This is a genomic window from Wenzhouxiangella sp. 15190, from assembly GCF_003417465.1.
In the GTDB taxonomy this organism is placed as follows: domain Bacteria; phylum Pseudomonadota; class Gammaproteobacteria; order Xanthomonadales; family Wenzhouxiangellaceae; genus Wenzhouxiangella.
In genome coordinates this window covers 15,755-39,359 of sequence record NZ_QVMV01000017.1, presented here as the reverse complement: position 1 = coordinate 39,359, position 23,605 = coordinate 15,755, and the positions used below count along the sequence as shown (strand labels likewise).

General features: G+C 60.6%; 22 protein-coding genes and 1 pseudogene. 13 read left to right on the top strand and 10 right to left on the bottom strand.

The genetic code is table 11. The features are described 5' to 3' along the window. Positions 1 to 29: 29 nt before the first annotated feature. The gene (locus tag DZK26_RS04455) at positions 30 to 734 is read right to left on the bottom strand and encodes an SDR family oxidoreductase (RefSeq protein ID WP_116898926.1); all 705 of its coding nucleotides are present in this window, start codon (positions 732 to 734) and stop codon (positions 30 to 32) included. 164 nt (positions 735 to 898) lie between these two features. Between DZK26_RS04455 and DZK26_RS04450 the strand changes: the two genes are divergently transcribed. From DZK26_RS04450 to DZK26_RS04420, 7 genes and pseudogenes are all read left to right on the top strand, one after another. After that, entirely contained in the window at positions 899 to 3,061 is a 2,163-nt protein-coding gene (locus DZK26_RS04450; RefSeq protein WP_116898927.1) for a S46 family peptidase, read from the top strand. A gap of 73 nt (positions 3,062 to 3,134) precedes the next feature. Continuing rightward, positions 3,135 to 3,287, top strand: a pseudogene (locus DZK26_RS14510) (type II toxin-antitoxin system RelE/ParE family toxin); the annotation flags it as partial. 30 nt (positions 3,288 to 3,317) lie between these two features. After that, positions 3,318 to 3,605 carry a HigA family addiction module antitoxin gene (locus tag DZK26_RS04440; RefSeq protein ID WP_220337234.1) on the top strand — a complete coding sequence of 96 codons (288 nt, stop codon included), beginning with the start codon at positions 3,318 to 3,320 and terminating at the stop codon, positions 3,603 to 3,605. Positions 3,606 to 3,645: 40 nt separating this feature from the next. Further along, a complete protein-coding gene (locus tag DZK26_RS04435; RefSeq protein ID WP_116898929.1) occupies positions 3,646 to 4,032 on the top strand; it encodes a nucleotide pyrophosphohydrolase in 387 nt (128 codons plus the stop codon). 116 nt (positions 4,033 to 4,148) lie between these two features. Next, positions 4,149 to 5,273 (top strand): Fic family protein, encoded by a 1,125-nt coding sequence (locus DZK26_RS04430; RefSeq protein ID WP_116898930.1) that lies wholly within the window; start codon positions 4,149 to 4,151, stop codon positions 5,271 to 5,273. Beyond that, positions 5,273 to 5,662 (top strand): HIT family protein, encoded by a 390-nt coding sequence (locus tag DZK26_RS04425; protein ID WP_116898931.1) that lies wholly within the window; start codon positions 5,273 to 5,275, stop codon positions 5,660 to 5,662. Before DZK26_RS04430 ends, DZK26_RS04425 begins: the two co-directional genes overlap by 1 nt. Then, complete coding sequence (locus DZK26_RS04420) at positions 5,659 to 6,738, top strand: HNH endonuclease (protein WP_116898932.1); 1,080 nt, start codon at positions 5,659 to 5,661, stop codon at positions 6,736 to 6,738. Before DZK26_RS04425 ends, DZK26_RS04420 begins: the two co-directional genes overlap by 4 nt. Positions 6,739 to 7,125: 387 nt before the next feature. Here the strand turns inward: DZK26_RS04420 and DZK26_RS14120 are convergent, their stop codons facing one another. From DZK26_RS14120 to DZK26_RS04410, 4 genes are read right to left on the bottom strand one after another with little or no spacing between them, the layout of a single operon-like run. Continuing rightward, entirely contained in the window at positions 7,126 to 7,878 is a 753-nt protein-coding gene (locus DZK26_RS14120) for a DUF6339 family protein (RefSeq protein WP_147306703.1), read from the bottom strand. 2 nt (positions 7,879 to 7,880) lie between these two features. Further along, on the bottom strand, positions 7,881 to 8,726 hold the full coding sequence (locus tag DZK26_RS04415) for a hypothetical protein (RefSeq protein WP_147306704.1): 846 nt from the start codon (positions 8,724 to 8,726) through the stop codon (positions 7,881 to 7,883). After that, entirely contained in the window at positions 8,716 to 10,605 is a 1,890-nt protein-coding gene (locus tag DZK26_RS14115) for a hypothetical protein (RefSeq protein WP_147306705.1), read from the bottom strand. The genes DZK26_RS04415 and DZK26_RS14115 overlap by 11 nt, the downstream gene beginning before the upstream one ends. Further along, positions 10,598 to 11,617: a DNA cytosine methyltransferase gene (locus tag DZK26_RS04410; protein WP_116898934.1), complete on the bottom strand. Its 1,020-nt coding sequence runs from the start codon at positions 11,615 to 11,617 to the stop codon at positions 10,598 to 10,600. Before DZK26_RS04410 ends, DZK26_RS14115 begins: the two co-directional genes overlap by 8 nt. 427 nt (positions 11,618 to 12,044) lie before the next feature. Between DZK26_RS04410 and DZK26_RS04405 the strand changes: the two genes are divergently transcribed. Further along, positions 12,045 to 12,626, top strand: a complete 582-nt coding sequence (locus tag DZK26_RS04405; RefSeq protein ID WP_116898955.1) for a class I SAM-dependent methyltransferase — start codon at positions 12,045 to 12,047, stop codon at positions 12,624 to 12,626. A 19-nt stretch (positions 12,627 to 12,645) separates the two neighbouring features. Then, entirely contained in the window at positions 12,646 to 12,900 is a 255-nt protein-coding gene (locus DZK26_RS04400) for a Smr/MutS family protein (protein ID WP_116898935.1), read from the top strand. Between the two features lie 85 nt (positions 12,901 to 12,985). Here the strand turns inward: DZK26_RS04400 and DZK26_RS14505 are convergent, their stop codons facing one another. From DZK26_RS14505 to DZK26_RS04385, 3 genes are read right to left on the bottom strand one after another with little or no spacing between them, the layout of a single operon-like run. Further along, positions 12,986 to 14,131, bottom strand: coding sequence for a UPF0149 family protein (locus DZK26_RS14505; protein ID WP_116898956.1), 1,146 nt, complete (start codon positions 14,129 to 14,131; stop codon positions 12,986 to 12,988). Between the two features lie 55 nt (positions 14,132 to 14,186). Next, a complete protein-coding gene (locus DZK26_RS04390) occupies positions 14,187 to 14,618 on the bottom strand; it encodes a type II toxin-antitoxin system VapC family toxin (protein ID WP_116898936.1) in 432 nt (143 codons plus the stop codon). Next, positions 14,608 to 14,895 (bottom strand): FitA-like ribbon-helix-helix domain-containing protein, encoded by a 288-nt coding sequence (locus DZK26_RS04385; RefSeq protein ID WP_116898937.1) that lies wholly within the window; start codon positions 14,893 to 14,895, stop codon positions 14,608 to 14,610. Before DZK26_RS04385 ends, DZK26_RS04390 begins: the two co-directional genes overlap by 11 nt. A 107-nt stretch (positions 14,896 to 15,002) precedes the next feature. Here DZK26_RS04385 and DZK26_RS04380 point away from each other — a divergent pair, with 107 nt between their 5' ends. The 3 genes from DZK26_RS04380 (at position 15,003) to DZK26_RS04370 (ending at position 17,938) form a co-directional block, all read left to right on the top strand. Then, positions 15,003 to 15,257: a Txe/YoeB family addiction module toxin gene (locus tag DZK26_RS04380; RefSeq protein WP_116898938.1), complete on the top strand. Its 255-nt coding sequence runs from the start codon at positions 15,003 to 15,005 to the stop codon at positions 15,255 to 15,257. Between the two features lie 22 nt (positions 15,258 to 15,279). After that, positions 15,280 to 16,236 (top strand): MBL fold metallo-hydrolase, encoded by a 957-nt coding sequence (locus tag DZK26_RS04375; protein ID WP_116898939.1) that lies wholly within the window; start codon positions 15,280 to 15,282, stop codon positions 16,234 to 16,236. 133 nt (positions 16,237 to 16,369) lie between these two features. Further along, the gene (locus tag DZK26_RS04370; RefSeq protein WP_116898957.1) at positions 16,370 to 17,938 is read left to right on the top strand and encodes a hydroxymethylglutaryl-CoA reductase; all 1,569 of its coding nucleotides are present in this window, start codon (positions 16,370 to 16,372) and stop codon (positions 17,936 to 17,938) included. Between the two features lie 16 nt (positions 17,939 to 17,954). On the opposite strand, the gene DZK26_RS04365 is transcribed toward DZK26_RS04370, so the two are convergent. Together DZK26_RS04365 and DZK26_RS04360 are read right to left on the bottom strand one after the other, a co-directional pair. Further along, positions 17,955 to 18,416, bottom strand: coding sequence for an aminoacyl-tRNA deacylase (locus DZK26_RS04365; protein WP_116898940.1), 462 nt, complete (start codon positions 18,414 to 18,416; stop codon positions 17,955 to 17,957). Between the two features lie 199 nt (positions 18,417 to 18,615). Next, positions 18,616 to 21,183 carry a prolyl oligopeptidase family serine peptidase gene (locus DZK26_RS04360; RefSeq protein WP_116898941.1) on the bottom strand — a complete coding sequence of 856 codons (2,568 nt, stop codon included), beginning with the start codon at positions 21,181 to 21,183 and terminating at the stop codon, positions 18,616 to 18,618. 251 nt (positions 21,184 to 21,434) lie between these two features. On the opposite strand from DZK26_RS04360, the gene DZK26_RS04355 reads away from it, so the two are divergent. Continuing rightward, complete coding sequence (locus tag DZK26_RS04355; protein WP_116898942.1) at positions 21,435 to 23,537, top strand: AAA family ATPase; 2,103 nt, start codon at positions 21,435 to 21,437, stop codon at positions 23,535 to 23,537. Positions 23,538 to 23,605: the final 68 nt, after the last annotated feature.

Genomic DNA, 23,605 nt, shown 5'->3' with positions numbered 1-23,605 from the left:
GGCACGGCACGACCGCCCGGCCCCGAGTCCTAATTCACGGCGTCTTCCGGCGGTGTGGGCAGGACCAGCACTTCGTGCACGTCCACGTGCTTGGGCTGGCTGAGCGCATACATCACCGAGCGGGCCACGTCCTCGGCCTTCAGCGCGTCGGGCACCGGCTTGTCGAAAAACGGCGTATCGACCATCCCCGGCTCGATGATCGTGGTGCGCACGCCCGTGCCCTTGAGTTCCTCGCGCAGCCCGTAGCCGATGGCCGACACCGCCCACTTGGTGGCCGAATACATCGAACCGGCCAGCGTACGCCGCCCGGCCACCGAACCGGTCAAAAGCACGTGGCCCCTGTTCTTCTTCACCTCGTCGAGGGTGGCGCGCAGCGTGTAGGCCGCGCCCAGGATGTTGACGTCGACCATCTCCTTCCAGTCGTCGACCGAGCCGCCGGCGAAGCCGGCGGGCCGACCGCCGACACCGGCGTTGGCGAACACCACGTCGATGCGGCCGTAGTGATCCATCGCGGCCTGCACCATCCGCTCCTGATCCTCGTAGTCGGTCACATCACAGGTCGTGGCGAAAGCGCGGTCGGCGCCCAGCTCTTCGACCAGGGCGTCGAGCTTGTCCTTCGAGCGCGCGCACAGCGCCAGGCGGTAGCCGGCCTCGGCCGCGTGCCGTGCGGTTGCGGCGCCGATGCCGCTGGAAGCGCCGGTGATCAGCAGAACCTTGTTGGTGTTGTCCGTCATGGGGAATCTCCGATTGTCGAATGCCGGAAACATTAGCACCTGACGCTCCAACGTGGGGGCAAGGCTTGTCAATAAGCCGACGCCTCCCGATTTCGGGTAGCATTGCCCGTTTCGAACGACTGGACGGCGCCACTCTGGCCGCCCCTCGAAACGGAGCAAGCTCGATGAAATACACAACGATCGCCCTGGCCGCCGCGTATGCGCTGGCGGGCACCGCCACCGCCAAGGAAGGCATGTGGACCCCCGACCAGCTCCCGCTGATCGCCGAGGACCTGCGCGAGACCGGCCTGGAACTCGACCCCGACAGCCTCGACGAGCTGACCGCCTTCCCCATGGGTGCGGTCGCCTCCCTGGGCGGCTGCACGGCCAGTTTCGTCTCGCCTGAGGGCCTGGTGATCACCAACCACCACTGCGCGCGCGGGTCGATCCAGTTCAATTCCACCGAGGAAAAGAACTACCTGGAAGCGGGCTTCCTGGCCGAAGACCCGGCCGACGAACTGCCCGCCGCACCGGGCACGCGCGTGTACGTCACCGTCGCCGTCGAGAACGTGACCGATCGCATGCGCGAAGGCATCAGTGCCGACATGGAAGGCCAGGCCGTCCACGACAGCATCGACGCGCGCCGCAAGGAAATCATCGCCGAGTGCGAACAGCAGCCGGGCCATCGCTGCCAGGTGGCCAGCTTCCACGGCGGGCTCGAGTACAAGCTGATCGACCGCCTGGAAATCCGCGACGTGCGCCTGGCCTACGCCCCGGCCGACAACATCGGCCGCTACGGCGGCGACGAGGACAACTGGATGTGGCCGCGCCACACAGGCGATTTCGCCTTCTACCGCGCCTACGTCGGCCCGGACGGCCAGCCCGCCGAGCATTCCGCCGACAACGTGCCGTTCGAACCCGAGCACCACCTGAAAGTCTCCGCCGCCGGCCTCGACGACGGCGACTTCGTGATGGCCGCCGGCTACCCCGGCTCCACCCGGCGCTACGCGCGCATGCACGAGGTGATCAACACCTTTCAGTGGCGCTACCCCAAGACCATCGACATGCTCGAGAACTGGATTGCGACCATCGAGCAAGCCGCGCCGGAAGGCTCGGATGCCCGCATCAAGTACGAGAGCATGCTCGCCGGCCTGAACAACTACCACAAGAACCTCGGCGGCCAGATCGAGGGCGCGCGCCGGGTCGACCTGGTCGAGCGCCGCCGCGAGCGCGAGGAGGCCCTCGATGCCTGGATCGAATCGCAAGCCCCCGACCAGGGCTACGCGGAAACGCTCGAGAAGCTCGACGCCCTGAGCGAGGAATCGGCCCAGTCCGCGCGCGAGGACTGGTACTATGACAACGCCACGCGCTCGAGCCTGCTCTCGGCCGCGCAGCGGCTCTACCGCCTGGCCAACGAACGCCGGAAACCCGACGCCGAGCGCGAGTCCGGCTACCAGGAACGCGACATGTCTTTCTTCAAGCAGGGCATGCAGGCGATCGAACGCCGCTTCGACCCGGCCGTCGACAAGGCCGTGTGGCTGCATTTCCTCAAGCAGTACATGAACGCACCCGAGACCGCGCGCGTGGCCGAACTCGACGAAGCCCTCGACCTGCCCGAAACCTGGGACGAGGATGAAGTCGCCCGGACCCTCGATCGCTTCTACGAAGAAACCGAACTGGATGACGTCGAGCGTCGCCTGGCGCTGATGGAAGCCGACCTGGCAGATCTCGACGACAGCACGGACCCCTTCATCCAGCTCGCCGCCGCGCTCTACGACCACCGGATGGCGCAGGAGGCCGAGTCCGAAGACCGCGTCGGGCGCATGCAGATCCTGCGGCCGGATTACATGGAAGCCATTATCAATTGGCAGGAAGACCAGGGCTATGCCGCCTACCCGGATGCCAACTCCACCCTGCGCATCACCTACGGCACGGTCATGGGCGGCTCGCCCAGGGACGGCCTGGTCTACGAGCCCTTCACCACCCTGGAAGGCATCCTGGAGAAGAACACCGGCAAGGCGCCTTTCAACGCCCCTGAGCGCCAGCTCGAGCTGATCCGCCAGGGCGACTACGGCCCCTACGAACTCGAAAGCATCGATTCGGTGCCGGTCAACTTTCTCTCCGACCTGGATTCGACCGGCGGCAACTCCGGCTCGGCCACCCTCAACGCCCGCGGCGAACTGGTCGGCCTGCTGTTCGACGGCACCATCGAGTCAGTCAACTCCGACTGGGACTTCGACCCCCGCACCACCCGCACCATCCACGTCGACACCCGCTACATGCTGTGGGTGATGGACAAGGTCGACGGCGCCGGGGCCTTGATCGAGGAAATGGACTTGGTGGAGTAAGGAGCGGAAAGGTCCGCCTTATCACTGCACAGCTTTACCCTTGAAATATAACGCTTAACGATATACATTAAACATGATCCGGAGTTTTCGGTGCAAGGACACGCAAGCCCTGTTCGAAACTGGCCGCAGCCGTCGCTTTTCCGCCATTCTGGCGGTGGCTGAACGCAAGCTTAGCCAACTGCATGCGGCCGAGACCCTGGAGTTTCTGCGGTCCCCACCGGGCAACTAGAGGTTCGACATGGGCATAAAGAATGGAATGCGTGCGGTCCATCCCGGCGAGATCCTGCGTGAAGATTATCTCGTCCCTCTGGAGATGAGTGCTAATGCGTTGTCGAAGGCGCTGCGTGTTCCCGCCCCGCGCATCAACGATATCGTTCGTGAACGCCGCGGTATTACCGCCGACACCGCCATGCGCCTGGCACGCTACTTCGGCGGCGATGCCCGCTCCTGGCTCAACCTGCAAACCAGCTACGAACTGCGCAAGGCCGAAATCGAGAACGCCGAACGCATCGAGAACGAAATCCAGCCTGCCGCGCAGGCCTGACGAGATCCAGCAGCTCGTCGCCCCGGAGGACCCGACCCGCATGAGCCGAGATGACGAACCAACCCCAACCCCCGAATGGCCCGAACTGGCCGAATTCAAACAGCAATTCCGCCAGTTCGTCGCCGAGCGCGACTGGGCCCAGTTCCACTCCCCCAAGAACCTGGCCATGGCGCTCGCCGGAGAAGCCGGCGAACTCCTCGAGCTGTTCCAGTGGCTGACCCAGGACGAGAGCCGCAACCTGCCCGAGGACGCCAAACAGGCCGTCGCCCACGAGATCGCCGACATCCAGATCTACCTGGCCGCCATCTCCGACCGCTTAGGCGTAGATATCGGCCCGGCGGTGGCCGAGAAGATGAAGCTCAATGCCGAGAAGTACCCGGCCGACCTGGCGCGAGGCAACGCACTGAAGTACAGCAAGTTGAAATAGAGGCAGCGAAAGGCTGTCCTGCGTGCGGTGCGGGCCTGCCGTACCCCTTGAATTCGCCTTGCCATTGTTTAAGGTATTCTGTATATTCTTAAATAAAGCACTGATCAATTCAAGCAATGAAGTCGTTCAAGGCCGGGTCCTGGGTTCGCCAGGGCAGTTACAGAAGCTTCCAGCCAACGCTGATCAATCGACAGTGGAGCCTGGACGACATGGAAATCCAGGCCCTGCTGAGCCAGGCTGACCGACAATTGGGCCGGCTGGATATGTTCTCCGAGTGCGTGCCGAACATCGAGCTGTTCATCCGCATGCATGTATTCAAGGAAGCCACCCAGAGCAGTCGCATCGAAGGCACGCAGACCCGGATGGACGAGGCGCTGCTGGAAAGAGAAGAGGTTTCGGCCGAGCGCCGGAACGACTGGGAAGAGGTTCGGAATTATGTCACGGCAATGGACGAAGCCATTGCGGCGATGGAAAGCCTGCCCATCTCGTCTCGGCTGATCTGTCTGTCACACCGGGTGCTCATGAAGGGTGTTCGCGGTCATCACAAGCAACCCGGCGAGTTTCGAACCAGTCAGAACTGGATCGGTGGCGCCACGATTCGCGACGCCATCTTCGTGCCGCCCGTTCACACCAGCATTCCGGAGTTGATGAGCGACCTGGAGCAGTTCATCCACAATGAGGACATCCATCTCCCGGAACTGCTAAGAATTGCGTTGGTGCACTACCAATTCGAAACCATTCACCCGTTTCTCGACGGCAATGGCCGGGTCGGTCGCATGCTGATTCCGCTCTACCTCGTCAGCAAGTCCATCCTGAAGCGCCCGGTGCTGTACCTCTCCGACTTTTTGGAGAGCCACCGTACACATTACTACGACAACCTGATGCGGGTTCGAGAGAAGGACGACATCGCGCAGTGGTTCAAGTTTTTCCTGGTCGGCATCATCGAAACCGCCAAGAGCGGCGTTGACACCTTTGATGCCATCCTGCAACTCAAGCGCGAAGTGGACGAACAGGCCCAATCCCTCGGCAGCCGTGCAGCCCATGCCACCCGACTGCTCGATACGCTCTATCAGAATCCATTTATTGATGCTGACGGCGTGAGCCGGGCTTGCAATATTTCCATGCCGACCGCCTACAAGTTGCTTGCCGATCTCGAAGGGCTAGGGACCCTTTCAGAGATCACCGGAAATCGCCGCAACCGAAAGTACCTTTTCGAGCGCTACCTGCGCCTATTCCAGTGATGAAACCAGATTGCCCATTCTGCGAGCCGGATCCTGACCAGGTGTTCCACGAGAACGAACACGTGCTCGCTGTGTGGGATCGCTACCCGGTCAGCCCGGGCCACGCCCTGCTCGTCCCGCGCCGGCACGTCGCCGGCTGGTTCGAGGCATCGCCGGCTGAGCAACTGGCGCTGGTCGCGGCGCTTCCTGTGGTGCGAGAGCAGATCGAATGCGTGCACCAGCCCAATGGCTGGAATATCGGTATCAACGTCGGTCGCGCAGCAGGTCAAACCGTGTTCCACCTGCACGTGCACCTGATCCCGCGTTACGAGGGAGATCAGCACGATCCCAGGGGCGGGGTGCGCCACGTGATGTCGGACAAAGCCAACTACTGGGACGAGCTGGAATGAGACCCGAGCAGGGCATCAGGTTCCTCCGTCAGTTTCAGGAATTACTGACTGAGGGCGGATTCGTGGCCACGTACAAGTTCGCTTTGATGCAGGCTTTGGCGGATCTGTCGGTTGAGCACGAAGCAGCTCGGGACGGCTCGCTTCGTCTCCACGTCGAGCAGCTTGCAGAGAAGTTTGTCGAGTACTATTGGAACCAGGCCAGGCCCTTCCACGAGCAGGTTCTCAGGCAAAACACCAGCGGCCAGGCGGAAGTTCTGCGCAGGATCGAGGAGTATCGCCCCCGCGTTGATGGTCGCCTCGGACAGCTGCGCGCCGACCAGACCGCCTGGTCAACGCTGGTGCGCCGCATCGCGACCATCATCATCAAAATGCCGCTGTGGAAGCTGCAGACCGTCGGAAACCGAAAGAATGAGTTTCTCTACCGAGAAGCCGAGTACCGGGACCGCTCGATTCGCCTGCTCCCAGGTGTACCTGATGCCTTTCGGGCATTCCACCCCATGCTCACGAGTATGATCCGCGGTGGCTGGATCAGCCAGATCCATCGAATCAGCGCCAATCAGGAAGTCCTGGGAGCCGAAGCGGAACTGGAAGGATTTCTGTTCGGAACCGATCGCCGTTCGCTGGAACGATTCACTGCCGTGCTGCGGGACCACCAGGCGGGCAAATGCTTCTACTGCGGAAAGCGAGTCAGCGGCGCCGGCGACCTCGATCACTTCATCCCATGGTCCCGCTACCCACTGGACCTGGGCCACAACTTCGTCCACGCGCACAAGGGCTGCAACAACGCCAAGCGCGACTACCTTGCCGCCGTCTCCCACCTCGAACGTTGGCGTGTTCAAAACTTTGACGAAGGTCACAAGCTGGCTCACCGGCTCAACGAAGCCGAGCTTGACCATGACCTGGAGCGATCGCTTGTTATCGCCAAGTGGGCCTACCGGCAGGGGCAGGCCAGCGGAGCCAGGCTATGGCTGAGAAACGGACAGTTCGAAGATTGTGGTTATCGCTGGCAAGCGGCATTACAAGTGCCGGGCGGGTTGAGCGTAGCCGCCAAGGAACGACTGCCGCCCTATAAGTGAATCGAACGATTGGTATCAATTCCAGGTTCTAGGTGTCGGCGCCACGGTCGGCCCTAAGAATATCGGTCTGGCGGTGGCCACAATGTCAGCCAACGCCCAATGGGCCTGACAGCAGTCGAAACCAGTCGACGTGATGCTAAGGTGTTTGCAACAGGCAGTTGATTTTCTCGATCTGAGCCACTTTTCTCATGGCCGACGTTGCGTCGTTGTGCGGATCGAGGAGATGCAGGTCGTGGAATACCTGCAACCATTGATTCGGGGTCTCCGGGTAGGGAAACCGACCTACACGAGCGGAGACAACCACAAACTACAAGCGATTGCTCCAGTAGTCCTACACGGATAATTCAAAAATACCAACACTACTAAAAATGTTGTTCCTCGAAAGAGCTACTGCAAATTCTTTTTCGGTAAGATAGTGCTCAACATATCGTTTAACTGGGAACTAGGAAGTGCTTCCAAGAGTTTAATGCCGCCTAGCAGATTCAGTTCGACCATTGATTGACGGAACTGCTCCCGATCGAATAGCTCTTTTCCTGTTTGCAAGGACTCACTCAGGCGAGTCACAACCGCATCAAATGTTCTCAAGCTCTGCGATGTGGTTGGTCGTTCTACGATATTGGCCCTTACGTCGGCTCTATATAGAAATGCTTCGAGAGCCTTTTGAAGGCTTACGCTCTCAACTCTAGAGCAAAGATATGCCACCCACCAGAGTCTGGAAATAGCGTTATCTCGTTCGATTTGTCTCGCGGTGGCTGCAAAAAAGTGAGTGCGAATGTACTTAACAGCCTTTTCCTCGTCTTCCGGGATTGGCCAACGTTGCCTAGAGTATTCAAGTCCTGATGTGTGTGCTAGGTAGACCCACATTCTCTCATCGCGCGCCAAGTATGGGCTTACGCTAGACATTGCATTAAAGACCGAGATCGCCGAGCGCACTTCACTCTGATAATCGTCAACAGGCGCATCAAGTGTTGTTAGAAGATTTGAAATTGCTTCCTCATCTACATCGATATCGAGCTGAATAAATGAAGAGGTATCTGTTTCTAGGAACGAAAAATCCCCCGAACGATACTTGTCTAAATTATCTGGAACGCGAGATCTTAGCTCTTCGACCACTGAGGTTTTGCAAATTCTAAGTTTCATGATTACCTATCGACAAAAACGTAATTGGTAAGTAGGTTGAGAGGGTTCTTCAGTAAAGCCTGAGCTAAAATGTATGATTCCTGCTTTTCAAGATCTAGCCCTTGATTGTGGGCCTGCTTCCTAAAGACTTCACACCACCGGTAAGACACATAGTCTTCTGGGGAGTTCTGGATGCTATCGACACAATACAAGACAGCGGCGAAGTAAAGTGAATTGATCAAAGTCGCCCTATGCTCCTTTGATGCGCGAGCAAAATCTAAAGACTCTTTAGTGGCTCTGGAAACCGAGATCTTTACTCGATCAGAATTCAAATCAAGCTGCCATGCCCCATCCTCTAATTGCTCATTTACAACTATGTCGAAAACAGAGCTTACAGGCTTAATTAATTCCCTATCAAAATAGAAGACGTAAGGCTCATCCTGCGCTAAAACATTGCCAGGCTCAAGAGAAAAAGTCGAGCTGCCATACTCAGGGTTCACGTCGCTTGGGGAAAACTGGTCAACCGTGTCAGTTGCAACGATAAAGAAATCAACCTTGACTTCATCCCTAATATCGCTAGCTGGAACCACCAGAGAAAACTCACTTTTTATCGAAGAGCGCGATATCCGTAGGTAGGTAGATCGACATGAAACTACTGCCACATAACATGCTTTACCCGATTCAATGAGAGAGGAAAGATCCTCAGACGAGGTAAGACAGTAGACAATGAATTCAGCTTTGCTATGGTTATTTCCCTCACCTTGATGAACGCTTATGTCAACATCACATTGAAATTCTGACTCTAGAAAATCATCATTGCCCGGACGCAATACAGGATATGGAAATGTTTTGTTGATATCAAATTTCATAAACTTCCACCTTAATCGCGCCTCCGGCTGGTTTACCAAGCTCGATTTCAAATCTACTCCTATCGCCGGCTATGGCATCAAACTCAATATGTCCTTTCTTGACATTGCCCCTTGAGGTGCTTTCTATTTCGATTGGGACATCTGAGTCTGCTCCTGCAGCAGAGACTACTAGCTTTGCTTTGCAGCTTCGCCAGGGTGTAAATGCCAGGTTTATGGATTGGGACGATCTTCCTATCATGCGCACATGCGAGACCTCAACCTGAGCGCCTACTCTCCGGGGGGAAGAGTTCCCACCTTCGCCATCGCCAGCCCCGCCTTGTCCATCGCCCCCGCCTTGCCCCTCGGAGCCGCCCCCGCCAGGATTAGGTCCCTCTTCTGACGAGTTGCCTTCGTCGCTATCGCCGGGATGGGTTCTTGGGCGGGATCTTCTTATTGGTCTTGGTGAGAAAACGACATTGCCAAGAGGGTCTACTTCATCACCCTCCTCTCCCGGTGTTGTATCTGAATCGTCCGCGAAGTACTCGGCAAGCTCCTCAACCTCAGTGATGTCGGCAACTTCGTCCTTAGCATGACGCTGTAACATTTCACGAACCCAACCGGCCAGATCCTCCAAAGCCTTGCGGGCCTGCGTCTGCTCCTTCTCTGTGGGCAATCTCTCAGGCTCGAACTTATCGTGTCTAGGTGGCTCCATGCCACGTAACAAAGAATTCCCTTCATCACTCTGGCATTCAATTACGCCAGCAAATTCCTTAAATCCGCCGAAGCGTCTGAGGCCCTCCAGCCGATCGGTAATAAACATGCCATTTCTTAAAACCGCGATTCGTCGTGGCAAGTCTTCCTCTACGCTAAGACGTAGCTCCACGTGGCCAAGTGCTCGCATCTCCGATTGGCTGGCAAAGGCTTGATCCGAACGCAATGCGTGAAGATAGCTCGCAGAATAAGCTATATTGCTTTTAGTGATATCTGTCCCTCGAATAATATGTGCAAACGCATCGGGATCCAGAAAATCTGAGACCGTGGATGCATCTAGACAAATTTCGTCTCCAATCTTGACAACAAGCTCCCCACGAATAAGCGCCGCAAAAAAGTTTATTGCCACTGATAGGGCCAATAGATGTTCCCAGTTTTTAGATTCCCTGAAGCCCAGTATCGCGAGTTTTGTTCCTAGCATATGAGGCTCTAGTTGCTCCCCATTGCTGCGAAGTAGCTGGCTTGGGATATTGGGATTGCCTGACAAAGGCTGACAAAGCTTGGGCTTGCCAAAAAACCCGGTTCCTTGACGCCGTTGACCGTCGAGGTCATGCGACATAAGAATTGATTTTCCTTGGCTTAATTGTTCAAGCTCACCTGCTTCGTTTTGATAGACTGTAGATACAAACACTGTGCGTAGGTTGGAGACGGCATATGGTGCAAATTTCCCTATCCCGAACGAACCGGCAGCTGTAACGGATCCCTTTTTACTTTGCCCCCGAGCCTTTAGAAGTGCATAAAATGGTTTACCGTTTTCGCAGGGGCCCTCTACCCCATTCGTGTTGAAATCGGAAATTTCTAGAACCGATATTTTGTCTTCATTAAGAAGCTTTATTGCATTATCAAAAAAAACCTGAGCTTTCTTTCCTTCATCGCTAGCATTTTCACTGCATGCCGCAAAAGTTTTTTTGAACTGATCCAAATCAGGGATGATTGATATCGAGCGCTTTTCTAGTTTGAAATGAACTTCAACCGGATCCTTAGTCTTTGCGTCGATTGAGTTCTGAATAATCTCTCTCGCGAGATGAGTGATTGGAGATCCTGAAAATGTTTCAATGCCAGAATCATTAAACCCATCCCATTGATCAGCATTGTCCTCAGGGTGTAACCATAGTTGCGGTTCAGACATATTGGATAGCGTCCTCTAGCTTCTCAGAAACATTTTGTGCGATGCAGTGCGCTACTAAAGGCGATACAGAGTTGCCAATTTGGGTGTATCGAGCGTGATTTGGAACGTCATCAGGAAATTCAAAATCCTTAGGGAACCCTTGAAGTGCAAGGCATTCTCTCTCCGTAAGTTTTCGAAGTCCTTTGGCATCGAAAACGAACGGCACGTTATGGCCGCCACGACCCATGTTGGCGGTCAATGTAGGGCAGACTCCCCTATCTTTCACGCGAACGGTGTATTTACGTAACTGATAGATTCTCTGCTTGTCTTTTGCCTTGCTAGCGATCATCCGATAGTATCGGTTCTGTTCAGGCAAGTAGTATGAGTCGTCTTTCTCGCCTTGGAAATCGATGAAGTGCTCCAGATTCTTGGGGGCCACGTGCTGACTAGCGCGCGGAAACAAGAAGCGACCGTTTTTGAATCTATTCGTTGCAAGAGCAACCATAAACAGGCGATTTCTTTGTTGCGGAGATGCAGAGTGATCGTATAGATCTAACTCTGCGCAATTGCTCTCTCTAAACCAGTAACCAGCGCGACGAAGGCTTGAAGCTACCGTATGAAACCATTGGCCAGACTTTCCATATTTTAAATTTGGTGAATTTTCCAGCACAACAATTTTGGGACGGTCTTCGCCTAATTCTCGTAGAATGCGAACCACTTCAAAGAAAAGTTGGCCTCGGTCGTCATCAAATCCCTTTCTATTGCCCGCTTGGGAAAAGCTTTGGCATGGAAATCCTGCGTGAAAAACGTCCATTGCGGCTAACTGGTGCGATGAAGTCGAAATTTCCCTAATGTCGCTGGGTTTTCCATTCCTCTCTATGAGCTTTGCTTCTTGTAGATTTCTTCTGTAAGTCGTCGCTGCGTAATCGTCGTTTTCTATGGCCCAGGCTGTTGAAATATTTGCACGACCGAAGCCGAGACAAAAACCTCCGATGCCACTAAAAAGTGCTGCGGCTCTATACTTCTTGCTCATAGGTTCCTAGCGATTTCAGCAGAGTAATCTGGTGTTTCCAAGATGCACAAACCTATCCTACTCGCTCTGTCCAGCAGGCGGATGGGCCTGGTCGGTTTACTTTGATGGCATTAAGAGGGCGGTCGCTACTACACCCCATTTTTGTCAGTCAAGTCTGTGATTCTACAGGCAGGTGTCCTTCAGCGAAAGATGGCTACTCTGATCACCGTTTCCTCCGCTGTCTGGCTTCCCGTATGGGCCAACGCTTACGCCACGCCCCCCCCGGTCTGCGACTCCACTGCCCCTTCTCCGCCAGCTTTGCCGTCTCGACCTGATTGTCCTGGTGGATCGTATTGAGCCCTTGGACGAAGGCGTTGGCGTCGGGGTCGGTCTTGGTCTCGAAACCGGCGGTGTATTATCCAGGCCCAAGTTCTGAAAGCGAATGACCATGAGGGGCATCGAGCAAATTCCGTGGCTGTACGACCTGTTCATGCGCCTGGCGCCTGGGATCGAGCGCTGGCGCAGCAAGCTTGTGGCCGGCGCCCGCGGGTGGGTGCTGGAGGTCGGTTGTGGCACGGGGCGCGGGCTGCCGGACTACGGTGAGGGTGTCGAGCTGTTTGCGCTCGATCCCAATTTCGATGCCCTGTATCGCGCGCATCGCCGCCGGCATGACGCCCGGCTGGTCTGCGCATCGGCCGAGTCGATTCCATTTGCCGATAACAGCTTCGATTGCATGGTGTCCTCGCTGGTGTTCTGCAGCGTGCCTGACGCCGATCGCGGGCTGCGCGAGTTGAAGCGCGTGCTTCGCCCGGGTGGGCGGCTGCTGATGCTCGAGCACGTGCAGGCCCGTTCAACCTTCGGTGCGCGGCTTCTCGACGGGATCCAGCCGGCCTGGACGTGGATCAGCGGCGGTTGCCATCCGAACCGCGACACCGTGGCCGCGGTCGAACGCGCCGGGTTCGTGATCGATGCCGATTCGTTCCGTGCGCGCGGCCTGATGCGTCGCTTCACGGCCCGGCTGGGCGATTGAGTGGACTGGGGCTGAAACCATGGCCAAGCTGAAACTCGACCTGCATGACATCTACAACCGCGGCAACGCCATCGATCATGAACTCGAGCGGGTGATCCGCGAGGCGGTGGACAAGCGCATCAAGGAGGTCGAGATCATCCCCGGCCGTGGCTCGGGGCAACTCAAGAAGCGGGTGTTGAAGTTCCTGGAGCGCCCGGACATCAAGCAGCTCTATCACCGCATCGACAAGGACTCGAAGAATCCGGGGCGCTTGTTCGTTTACTTTCGGTTCTGATGCGTGGCGCGGCTTGAGCATTTTGCCGGACGCTACCGCCGTCTTACGGCACGATGACAATCCACCCGCATGCCTCATGGTGTGGTCAATGAAGATGCCCCGCGCCGGGTCGGCCGCAGCATTTCTTGTATTTCTTGCCGCTGCCGCAGGGGCATGGCTGGTTTCGGCCGATCTTTTCAGAGCGAACCGGCTGCCGGGGCGGCGGCGCTGACGGCATCTGGCGATATTCCAGGCCGATCGCGGCATATTCCAGCGCGGCCTGTTCGATGAGCGCGTGGAACTTGTTGGCCAGTTCTTCCAGGGTGGGAGTGCTGCTCGCCGGGTCCCGGGAGAACTCCTCGACCACCCGCTCGGCCATGGTTCGACCGGTGAAGAACGCAAACACGATCAGCGCCGTGCCCTGCGCGTGATCGTCGTCGCTGTCTGTCTTCAGCACTTGATCCCAGTTCTGAACCAGCCAGTCGTGGCCTTTGGTGACGCCGCGGCACCAGCGCGAGAAGTTGTTGTCCGCTTCCAGGATGCGCAATGGTTCCGCATCGGGTGTGCAGTCGACCGGAATGGCCGGCCGATTCTGCCGGATGCAATCGGAAATCCAGTTCATCAGTGCCATGCGTGCTTCGCTGACCGCTTGCGCCTCGTCGAGATCGGCGAACACCGCCTGACCCTGAACGATCTCGAGCCACTCCGACGGCATGACCAGGTCCGGGCACGCCTGGACGGCGAACAGGAAGCCGGCGGTTTCGGGCCAGGACATGGCCTCGTCGTCGGCATGGCGATCGCCGAAGTCGATCAGCACTTGCCGGTCATCGGCGCTGAATTCGGGCACGCCGCCTGCGCCTTTTCGGGCCGCCTCGTCGTTCGGGTCGTCGAGCGCAATCTCCGCCGGATCGATCTGCTCCAACGCCCGGGCGAACGCGTCCGAATCGTAGTCCTGGTTCTCCGAAACAACTGCACCCAATGATTCGGCCATGACCTCGCCCATCACCTGGATTGCGGTCATCCGGTCGATGCCGCCGTACATCAGACGTTCCAGCGTGGAGCGGGTGACCGGAGGGTCGTGCATGGCCACCTGGTTTTCCACCGCGAGAATGGGCACCGCCTCGAGCAGGCAGTCTTCAAGTTCCAAACCGGTCAGCTCGGCGAGCCAGCACTGGATGGCGTAGAGGCGTTCTTCCTCGGGGATCGACAGCCACCGTTCCGCATCAATCTGTTCGGCCGGGTTGTAGTGCATGCAGATCTTCGGGATGTTTTCCTTATTGTAAGGCTCAGGGCATACGAGCAACTCGTCACGCGTCGGAAAGGATCCTGGATGCGACTTTGCCCAGCTTCTGATCGAATGTGGTCAACGGCGCGTGCAACTCCAGCGCCAGTTGCAGGTAGGCGGCGTCGAATGCCGTCAGGCCGGTGCATTCGGCCAGCTCGAACTGCGCGGCGGTATCGACCCGGCAGCGGGTGAGCTGCAGCGCTGCCAGGTCGGCCAGTGCCTGCCGGGCGGCTTCAGGGTATCCGGCAGCCGATTTCTTCAGCGCAACACTGGCCATCTCATGGTCCAGCAGTTCGGGTGCGAACAGTTCCTTGCCGGCCATGGCCAGCGCGGCGGAATCCCGCCCGGGTTCGTCGAAAAGTACGGCCGCCAGCCCGCAGCAGTCGACCACCAGCGGCGGTTTGTGCGCGTATCGACCGGCCGGCTCGGCCACGATCAGTTCGTTATCGGGCATCGCGTTCGCGGCGAATCAGTTCGGCCGCACTCGGCGCCTCGGCTACGGGCAGTGGTTGCCGCTCGCGGTGTTCGGCGACGATCTGCTCGATTGTCCTGTGGCCTGCGGATTCGCGCCGCGATTGCTTGTTCCCCGCAAGTGCGGTGTCGGATGCCTGCACGGCCCGGCATGCCAGGTCCAGCAGTTCGCCCTGCAGCGAACGATGGTTGGCCCGGGCGCGCTCTCGCAGGCGCGCCACCACGTCTTCGGGCACGTTCTTGATCGAAAGATTGGGCATGGCGGCGCAATGGTTCCGGAATGGAACCATTCTGAGTTCGCGGGGTTTTCGAGTCAAGCGCCGTTACCCAAGAATCCGGGCGGTCCGCAGCGGAACGCTCAACGCGAGTGAATCTCTGTTTTCATGCCAACGCCTGGGCCGATTACCTCTACTGGCAGAAGGCCGACCCGAAAGAAGGCAAGCGCATCAACGAACTGATCCGCGCCATCCAGCGCGATCCCTTCCAGGGCATTGGCAAGCCGGAGCCGTTGAGAGGGAACTGGTCGGGCTTCTGGTCCCGCCGGATTGATCGAGAACACCGGTTGGTCTACGCGGTTGAGCATGAAAAGCTGTTGATCGCCCAGTGCCGGTTTCACTATTGATGGCCGATGGTAGGCTTGCAGCATGAGCGACATCCACACCATCGACACGCATTATCTCGACCGCCCCGAAGTGGCCGCCGCCTACCTGATCGTCGAAGGCGATCGCGCGGCGTTTGTCGACAACAACACCAACGCGGCGGTGCCGCGGCTGTTGGCCGCGCTCGAGGACCAGGGGCTCACCCCCGAGCAGGTGGACTACCTGATCATCACGCACGTGCATCTGGATCACGCCGGCGGCACGTCGAAGCTGGCCCGGGCCTGCCCGAACGCCACCGTGCTGGCCCATCCGCGCGCCGCACCCCACGTGATCGACCCTTCCAAGCTGGTCGCCAGCGCCTCGGCGGTTTACGGCGAAGACGAGTTCGAGCGGCTTTACGGCACCATCGAGCCGGTGGACGAGGATCGCGTGCAGGTGATGGAGGATGAACAGACGCTTCGCTTCGGCAATCGAGAGCTGCGCTTCCTGCACGCCCGCGGCCACGCCAATCATCACTTCTGCATCGCCGACAGCGCCTCGGGCGCGATCTTTGCCGGCGATGCCTTCGGGTTGGTCTACCCGGCCCTGCAGGGCGAGGGCACCTTCGCCTTCCCCTCGACCAGCCCGACGGATTTCGAGCCCGAGCTGGCGCGCGAGTCCATTCGCCGGCTGGTGGATGAACAACCGAGCTGCATCTACGTGACGCACTTCGGGGCCGTGACCGATATCGCCGAAGCGGCCGGGCAGCTCACACGCCACCTGGATTTCGCCGAGCGAGTGCGCGACGACGCCGAGGCCAGCGACCTGCCCGACGAGGAGCTGGAAGCCTATTGCCGTCCGCGCCTGTACGACTACGTCGCCGGGCTGCTCGACGGCCGGGGCAACCTCGGCCGCAACGCCAGCGTGTGGTCGCACCTGAAGCTCGACCTCGACATCAACGCCCAGGGCATCGCCTTCGCCGCCAACAAGCGCCGGCGCAAGGCCCGGGCGGCCGGTGGCTGAGGAACCTGAGTCCGGCGCATCTGATTGACCTGAAGCAAAATGCCCGTTCGTTGCACGGCCTATGATCGTCTGAAACCTCGTGGAAGAAACCACCGGCCGGCGTGACCGGTGGATGCGGCGATTTGGAGAGATCATGCGTTTCGTACCCAAGACCGTGCTCAAGCGCCTCTACAATCGCTCGAGCCTGCGCAATAGCGATGGCGGCGTCGTCTTTTCGATCAAGAACCGGCTCAGCCCGGCCCGGCTGGAGGCGCTCGAGCATGTCCGGGTCGACGGCGAGGACATCGCGCTCGAGCGCATTCGCATGTCGGTTGACGGCCACTCGCCCTTCGCGCCGTCCGAGATTCCATCGGACGAGGGGCTGGATTTTCCGCTCGGCACCCTGCTGGTGCTGGCGCTGGATATGGAACCCCTGGCCGAAGGCGAGCACCGCATCGAACTGTCCTTTCGCGCCTCATCCTTCGGCACGCTCTCGCTGTCGGTCACCGACACGCTGCAGTCCGGCGAACGTTCGCCCGAGACCATTCCGCGCGACGCCGAGAACGACTACGGTGAAGACATCATCGCCGCGCGCCAGCGCTTCATCCAGGAACGCACCGGCGCCGACATCGATCACATCGCGCGCTACTCCTTCGACCCGGGGACCACGCGCGGCAACATCGAGCACTTCACCGGCGTGGCGCAGATTCCGCTGGGTATTGCCGGGCCACTGCATGTCCACGGTGAGCACGCCGAGGGCGAGTTCTATGTGCCCCTGGCCACCACGGAGGGCACGCTGGTGGCGTCCTACAACCGCGGCATGCGGGTCATCCGCGAATGCGGCGGGGTGCAGTGCACGGTCGTGGGCGACAACATGCAGCGCGCCCCGGTGTTCGCCTTCGAGAACGCGGCCGCGGCCCGGCGCTTCGCCGACTGGCTCAAGGAACGCACCGAAACGCTGCGCGAAGTCTGTGCCGAATCCGACAGGTTCGTGTCGCTGAAGTACGTCGACTACTACCTGGCCAGCCGCTTCTGCTACACGCGCTTCAACTTCACCACCGGCGATGCCGCCGGTATGAACATGGTCGGCAAGGCAACGTTTGCCGCGTGCAACTGGATCCTGCAGAACTTCGACGGCGCGGAAGTGAAGGACTTCTACCTCGAGTCCAACTTCGCCACCGACAAGAAGGCTTCGATGATCAACTCGATGCGTACGCGCGGCAAGCGCGTCACCGCCGAGTGTACGGTCAAGCGAGCGGTGCTGCGCGACGTCATGGACGCCGACACCGAACAGCTCTATACCCACTCCAGGATCGCCAATATCGGTTCCATGCTCTCGGGTGCCAACAACAACGGTTGCCATGCGGCCAACGCGATTACGGCCATCTTCATCGCGACGGGCCAGGACGTGGCCAACGTGGCGGAGTCCTCCGCCGGTATCCTTCATACCGAGCTGACCGAAGAAAAGGACCTCTACATTTCGATTACGCTGCCGTCGCTGATCGTGGGCACCATCGGGGGCGGAACCGGCCTGTCCACACAGTCCGAAAGCCTGCGCATGATGGACTGCGAGGGCCCCGGCAAGGTGATGAAGTTCGCCGAAATCGTCGCGGGCACCGTACTCGCCGGCGAGATTTCCCTGGGCGCGGCCATCTCCTCTCTGGATTGGGTATCCAGCCACGACCAGTACGGGCGCAACGATCCCACCCGCACGCAGGGTTGAGGATGTGCAGAGCGGGTCAGTCCCTGAGCCGGGCGACCCTGGGCTCGACGAACCGCTCGAAGTCCTTCCAGGCGATGCTGTAGGCCTCGGTGTGGGAGCCGGCGTTGAAGGTAATGGTTTCGTCGTCGGCCAGGCCCTCGTCGGCCAAGACCGGCATGTCGTAGAGATTGCCGAAAGGCGGCATGGCCCCGGTCTCGCATTCGGGGAAGTGGCTCTTGAACTCGTCTTCACTGGCCAGTTCGACAGTGTGCGCGCCGGCCACGGACTTGAGTAGGTCCAGGTCCAGTCGGTCGGTTGCTCGCAGCACGACCATGGCCAGGTCGCCGTCGAGCTTGACGATCAGGGTCTTGGCCAGTTCCCGGCCGGGGATGTGAGCGGCGGCGGCCACTTCCTGGGCGGTGATGGCTTCGTCGTGTTCCAGCAGCTTGTAGTCGATGCCGTTGTCTTCGAGATACTTGCGGAGTTGTTGGGCGGGCATGGGTGATCTGCTCCCGTTGAACGATCGATCGTCGTCAACTGTTTGATCGTCTTCGGGATTCTAGCACCGTAGCGGAGAGGGTCCGAAAAGACGACGAGCCAGACCAGAAGGACTTCGCTGCAGCGAACTGACGGCACAACCGGCCCGGAGCCCCGCTGCTGGTTTTGTCTTGCAGGGTCGGGCAGCTCGACACGTTCGGCTATTGTTCCACCAGAAACGCTTCCCACCAGGCGAAGATCTGCTCCCACATATCCAGCACGTTGGCGCCGCCCTTCACGGTGTGATCCTCACCGGCGTAGCGCACCAGGCGCGCTCGCTTTCCTTGTCGGAGCAGTTCGGTAAACATCATTTCGGCCTGCTGGATGGGAACGAAGTCCTGGTCGCCGTGGATCATCAAAAGCGGCGTGTCGATCTCCTCGACCCAGGTGAGGGGGCTGGCCTTGCGGTAGCGTTCTGGTACCCGGTACGGTGGCGCGCCCATGCGCCCCTGACCCGACTCGAAATACCCCATCACGTTCAACTGAAGGGCTTCGGGGTGATCCATGTGCCCATATCGCCCGCGAGCGTCGAGCGTCCCGAAATGTGACCGCAAGTGGCTGGCCCCGGCCGAGCTCACGGCAGCCTGGAACCGGTCGGTCTGACTGATGAGATGATTCACCCCGTATCCGCCGTAGCTGTGGCCCATGGCGCCGAGACGCTCGCCGTCCGTTAGTCCGTTCTCCACCGCTTCGTCCACGGCGGGAAGGATGAACTCGGCAAGATTGGGACGGCCCGGCGCGTCGGAGCCCAGCGGCACGCTCGGAAACAGCACCGCATACCCCCGGGAGGCCAGGAGCTGAAGCGCCGCGATGGCGAACGGCCGGTTCAGACGCGTGGCCCCGGGTGCCCGGTCCCGCTGGCTTTGGCCCGGGTAGAACCAGACCACGGTCGGATGCCGCTGGCCGTCCTGGTGGTCGGGCGGCAGCAGGATCCAGGCGGTGAGTTCATCACCCTCCGGGCCCGGATAGGTGAGTTTGCGGGATTGGCCCGGTTCGATCCGGGCAAGCCAGCGGTCTTCGGCCAGCAGGGTGTCCGGGTCGGCCGGCCCGGCAGACGAGGCGCCCTGCTGCCGGAACAGCCAGGTTCCCGTGTCATCGCTGCGAGAAAACGCGGCGGCGGCCCTGGCGGGGGCTACGTCGGCCGGGCTTCCTTCTCCTTCGGGCACGGGGATTCTGACAATCTCCCGGGTATCCGGGCCCTGCGGCTCGACGACGATGATCTCCCGTCCCGATTCCGAAGTCGCCAGGACACCGAATGGCTCCGCCGGCGAGCGCAGGCTCGTGGCCCCGCCCGAGAGGAATCCGCTGGCCGAGGGCCAGACGATCGCGCCCAGCTTCTGGTCCGGTTCATCCATGAGACGCTCCGGCTCCTGGTCCTCTCCGATTCTCCATAGCTCGCCATCGGCGATGCCTACAGCACCTCCGGGTACGGGTACCAGTTCGCCTGGAACGTCGGTGATCCCGGCGGTGAGGTTCTGCCATTCACCCTGGTCTGGAACGTGCCACCAGTCCGGGCGGGCTTCCCGGTCACTTTCCGTGGGGCGAACCGCCCGCACCAGTAGCCTTGAGTCTCCGGTCCAGGCCAGGGCGCCGATGCGGGTGTCCGGATTGCCGAAGGTCCGGAGTTCGCCTGAGACCGGGCGATAGACAGCCAGGCGTCGGCCCGGAGATGCGCCTTCCTTCTGGGCGGGTTGGAAAAGAAAGGCATAGGCGCTGCCGTCCGGCGCCCACTGGAGCGTGTTGTAGAAAGGTTGGTGGAGGTTCTCGTCAGCGGGGGCCTGTGTAGGCCCGGCGCCGTTTCCTCCGGCGAGAGGCGCGGCTCCGGGTCGCGTGCCGAAGGCCGACCACTGGTGAATGGGCTGCCCGGAAGCGACGGTGCCCACGGGCGGCTCCGAGAATGTGGCGAGCCAGCGGCCTTCGGGCGAGGGCCAGGCCAGCCCGAACCGTCCTTCCGACGACTGCTCCGAACCACCGTCAACGTGGTAGATCCTTATCTCTGAGAGGGGGAGTGCCGCGGCGGGGGCATTTCCCGGATCAGCATCCAGGACATCGGCGGTGACCTCTTTCCCGCTCCACGAGGCCTCCCATTTGCGGGTTGCGTAGAGCCCGGGACGGGTGAAGTCGGCCAGCATGCGGCTGCGCTCCGGTGCCCCCTCGGGCCGGACGGCCAGGGCGAGTTCTTCCGCCGAAAGCCAGCGAAACACGAGGGGTCCTACCGAGTTCAGGTGAACCGGTTGGTCGGTGACGCGCCGGATCTCGTCGGTGGATCGCTCCCATACCCAGGTCCGGATGCGGTTTCCGTCGATAGAGAGGAAGGCCAGTCGCTCTCCGTCCGGGGACCATTGCGGATGAAACCAGCCGGCGCCATCGGTATGACCGTCAGTCAGCCGCCGGGCTTCGTCGTCGCCCTCGGACGCGATCCAGATGTCCGAGCGGGGCTCCGGCCGTTCCGGGAGGCGATCGATGGGGCCTTCCTGGGCGGACCGGGCTCGCTCGAAAGCCAGCATGCGGCCGTCCGGAGAGAAGCGCACCTCTCCCACGCGGTGCAGCCGCAAGAGGTCTTCGGGCTGGAAGGTTCGGAGGGTGTCGCTGGAGGCCGGCTCCGTTTCCGTCGTTCCAATCGAGGACCCGCCCCGGGCGGCAAGTACGTCGGCGGGTGAAGCGAGGATGCCGGCTGTAGCGGCAAGGATCAGGCTCGACAGTGCAGTACAGGTGGTTCCGTGTGGCATGTCTACGTTGTCGGGACGTCAAGAGAATGCATCGTATCGAAGTGGCGGCGAACGCCCATTGCGGACAGGGATTGTAAAGGCCCGGTTGCCGGAGTTTCAAAACGTGACCCCCGTTGCGACAGGCGCTCGCCCGACGATCCCGGCGGCGTCTTCGACTATTGGGGCGAGCCCCTTCCCTGGTAAGGCAAGCGCGCAAAGGTTGCCCCCTGTTAGAGTGAAGGTGCTGATTTCAGGGGAGAATTGTCAGCGCCATGACCGACAGAGGGGACAAAGCCGCAGCATCGTGCAAGGTTTCCGAGCTTCCGTTCGAGCGCCTGGGCGAGGCGCTCGAGCGAGAACGCGCGCAGCAGTTCGTCGGCCGCGAGCCGGAGTTGGGTCTGTTCGACCGGATGCTGGCCGCTTCCCCACCGTTTCGCGTTCTCCTGCTTCACGGCCCCGGCGGTATCGGCAAGAGCACGCTGCTCGATGCAATGCGGCGGCAAGCCCGTTCCCGGGGGCTGGCGGTGGTTCAACTCGACGGTCGCGACCTGCCGGGTGACCGGCATTCGCTGGAGCGGGCGTTCCGCGGCGCCATCGAGTCCGCTTCGATCACGCCCGGGGATCCGGCTGCCTTGCTGGTCGACAATTTCGAGTCTTTGGCGACGGTGGAACGATGGTTTCGGGAAACGCTCCTGGCGGACCTGCCGGGACGGTTCCGCGTGGTCCTGGCCATGCGTCAACAGCCCGAAACGCAATGGCAACTCGATGCCGGCTGGTCGAGGCTGGCGCGCGTGCATCGGCTCGAAGACCTGGCGCCTGATACCGCCGACTTCCTGCTGGATCGCCTGGGCGTGCCGGTGGATGCGCGGCCCGGCATTCGCGAGCTGGTCGGCGGGCATCCGCTGGCGCTCACCCTGGCCGGGCAACTGCAGCGCGATGACCCGCAAGGAGATCTTTCGCTGATCGACAGCCCGCAACTGGTGTCGGAACTCGCCGAGCGCCACCTGGCGGACGCCCCTTCGTCGGATGCGCGCCGCGCGTTGTATGCCTGCGCGCTGTCGCGGCGGCTGACCCGGCCGCTGCTGGCGGCCATGCTGGCGCGCGAAGACGTCGATGAACTGTTCGACTGGCTGCGGCGGCAATCTTTCGTTCGAGAAACCGTGCCGGGGCTCGTTGCCCACGACCTGGTTGCCGACGCGCTCTGTGCACGGCTAGAACACCGGGATCCTGAAAGTCACCGTCGGCTGATTCGCCGCGGCATGCGCTACCTGCTCGCTGGCGTCGATGAGCATGGCGAGGCTGCGATCACCGAAGTGCTCTATCTGATGCGCGGCCTGCCCGCAATCCGCCGGACCTTCGTGGTCGGCCGTGACACCGGTTGGCACACCGACCGCCTGCGCGAAGGCGATGCCGACATTCTGGCCGGGCTGGTGGAAGGGGAATGGGGCCCGCACGCCCGGCAATGGTTCGAGACCTGGGTAGTCGAGGCGCCCGAGTGGCTGGCGGTGCTTCGCGACCGGATGGGCCGGCCGCTGGGCATGTCCTTTTTCCTCGACGCCGAAGCCATCGACCGGGAACTGGCCGCCGCCGATCCGGCCGTGCGCGCCTTCCGGGATCACGTGCGCCAGCACGCGCCCATTCGGCGCGGCGAACGAGCGATGCTGGCGCGATTCCTTCTCGCGCGAGCCGACGGCGAATCGCTTCCGGCCGGCATCGCGCAACTGCAGTGCCACAACGCGTTCATGCCCGTCAGCGTGAAAGGCCTGGCGATCTCGGGCAGTGTGCGCCCCGACAACGAGGTCAATCGCACCCAGGCGCACTATTCCGGCATCCGCCCGCTGGCCGATACCGAGTTTTCCCAGGACGGGCAGCCGTTTTTCATCATGGGCCACGATTGGCGCGTCGAGCCGTTTGCCGACTGGATCGACGGCGTGATCGAGCGGCTGGTCATGCGCGGCGAGCCGGCCAGCCGCGAGCGGCAGGCCGAAATCATGCGGCGCGAGGAATTCGATGCCGCCGTGCGGTACATGCTGGAGGCGATGAGCAAGGGCGAGCCACTCGACCGCATCGAACTGGCGCGCAGCCTGATGGTTCAGCGCGCCCGAAGCATGGGTCCGAAGCAGGGGGCGGGAGAAATCCTGTTCGAGCTTGTCTGGCGCGCGATCGGCGAACTGCAAGAACACAAGCGCGGCGCGCATCTGGTGGCCGTTCTCCACCACACCTATATCGATCCGCAGCCCAAGCAGCGCGCCGCCGCGCATGAGGCGGGCCTGGCCTACGGTACCTATCGTCGCCGCCTGCGCGAGGCGACCGCGGCCCTGACCGATCGGCTCTGGCAGTGGGAGCGGGCAGCCTCACGCCCCGACAGCGGCTGATCGGGGCGGTTCAACGGCTTGCCCGGCGCCGAGTGGACACGAATTGGACACGACTTGGTCTTGCCCGG

Bases quoted from the DNA above. Each gene is read 5' to 3' on its own strand.
- DZK26_RS04400 (WP_116898935.1), top strand. From the start codon at position 12,646: ATGGCCAAGCTGAAACTCGACCTGCATGACATCTACAACCGCGGCAAC.
- DZK26_RS04435 (WP_116898929.1), top strand. From the start codon at position 3,646: ATGAGCCGAGATGACGAACCAACCCCAACCCCCGAATGGCCCGAACTG.
- DZK26_RS04405 (WP_116898955.1), top strand. From the start codon at position 12,045: ATGAGGGGCATCGAGCAAATTCCGTGGCTGTACGACCTGTTCATGCGC.
- DZK26_RS04370 (WP_116898957.1), top strand. From the start codon at position 16,370: ATGCGTTTCGTACCCAAGACCGTGCTCAAGCGCCTCTACAATCGCTCG.
- DZK26_RS14505 (WP_116898956.1), bottom strand. From the start codon at position 14,131: ATGCACTACAACCCGGCCGAACAGATTGATGCGGAACGGTGGCTGTCG.
- DZK26_RS04450 (WP_116898927.1), top strand. From the start codon at position 899: ATGAAATACACAACGATCGCCCTGGCCGCCGCGTATGCGCTGGCGGGC.
- DZK26_RS04440 (WP_220337234.1), top strand. From the start codon at position 3,318: ATGCGTGCGGTCCATCCCGGCGAGATCCTGCGTGAAGATTATCTCGTC.
- DZK26_RS04420 (WP_116898932.1), top strand. From the start codon at position 5,659: ATGAGACCCGAGCAGGGCATCAGGTTCCTCCGTCAGTTTCAGGAATTA.
- DZK26_RS14120 (WP_147306703.1), bottom strand. From the start codon at position 7,878: ATGAAACTTAGAATTTGCAAAACCTCAGTGGTCGAAGAGCTAAGATCT.
- DZK26_RS04360 (WP_116898941.1), bottom strand. From the start codon at position 21,183: ATGCCACACGGAACCACCTGTACTGCACTGTCGAGCCTGATCCTTGCC.
- DZK26_RS04355 (WP_116898942.1), top strand. From the start codon at position 21,435: ATGACCGACAGAGGGGACAAAGCCGCAGCATCGTGCAAGGTTTCCGAG.
- DZK26_RS04425 (WP_116898931.1), top strand. From the start codon at position 5,273: ATGAAACCAGATTGCCCATTCTGCGAGCCGGATCCTGACCAGGTGTTC.
- DZK26_RS14115 (WP_147306705.1), bottom strand. From the start codon at position 10,605: ATGTCTGAACCGCAACTATGGTTACACCCTGAGGACAATGCTGATCAA.
- DZK26_RS04375 (WP_116898939.1), top strand. From the start codon at position 15,280: ATGAGCGACATCCACACCATCGACACGCATTATCTCGACCGCCCCGAA.
- DZK26_RS04385 (WP_116898937.1), bottom strand. From the start codon at position 14,895: ATGCCCAATCTTTCGATCAAGAACGTGCCCGAAGACGTGGTGGCGCGC.
- DZK26_RS04415 (WP_147306704.1), bottom strand. From the start codon at position 8,726: ATGAAATTTGATATCAACAAAACATTTCCATATCCTGTATTGCGTCCG.
- DZK26_RS04430 (WP_116898930.1), top strand. From the start codon at position 4,149: ATGAAGTCGTTCAAGGCCGGGTCCTGGGTTCGCCAGGGCAGTTACAGA.
- DZK26_RS04390 (WP_116898936.1), bottom strand. From the start codon at position 14,618: ATGCCCGATAACGAACTGATCGTGGCCGAGCCGGCCGGTCGATACGCG.
- DZK26_RS04455 (WP_116898926.1), bottom strand. From the start codon at position 734: ATGACGGACAACACCAACAAGGTTCTGCTGATCACCGGCGCTTCCAGC.
- DZK26_RS04410 (WP_116898934.1), bottom strand. From the start codon at position 11,617: ATGAGCAAGAAGTATAGAGCCGCAGCACTTTTTAGTGGCATCGGAGGT.
- DZK26_RS04365 (WP_116898940.1), bottom strand. From the start codon at position 18,416: ATGCCCGCCCAACAACTCCGCAAGTATCTCGAAGACAACGGCATCGAC.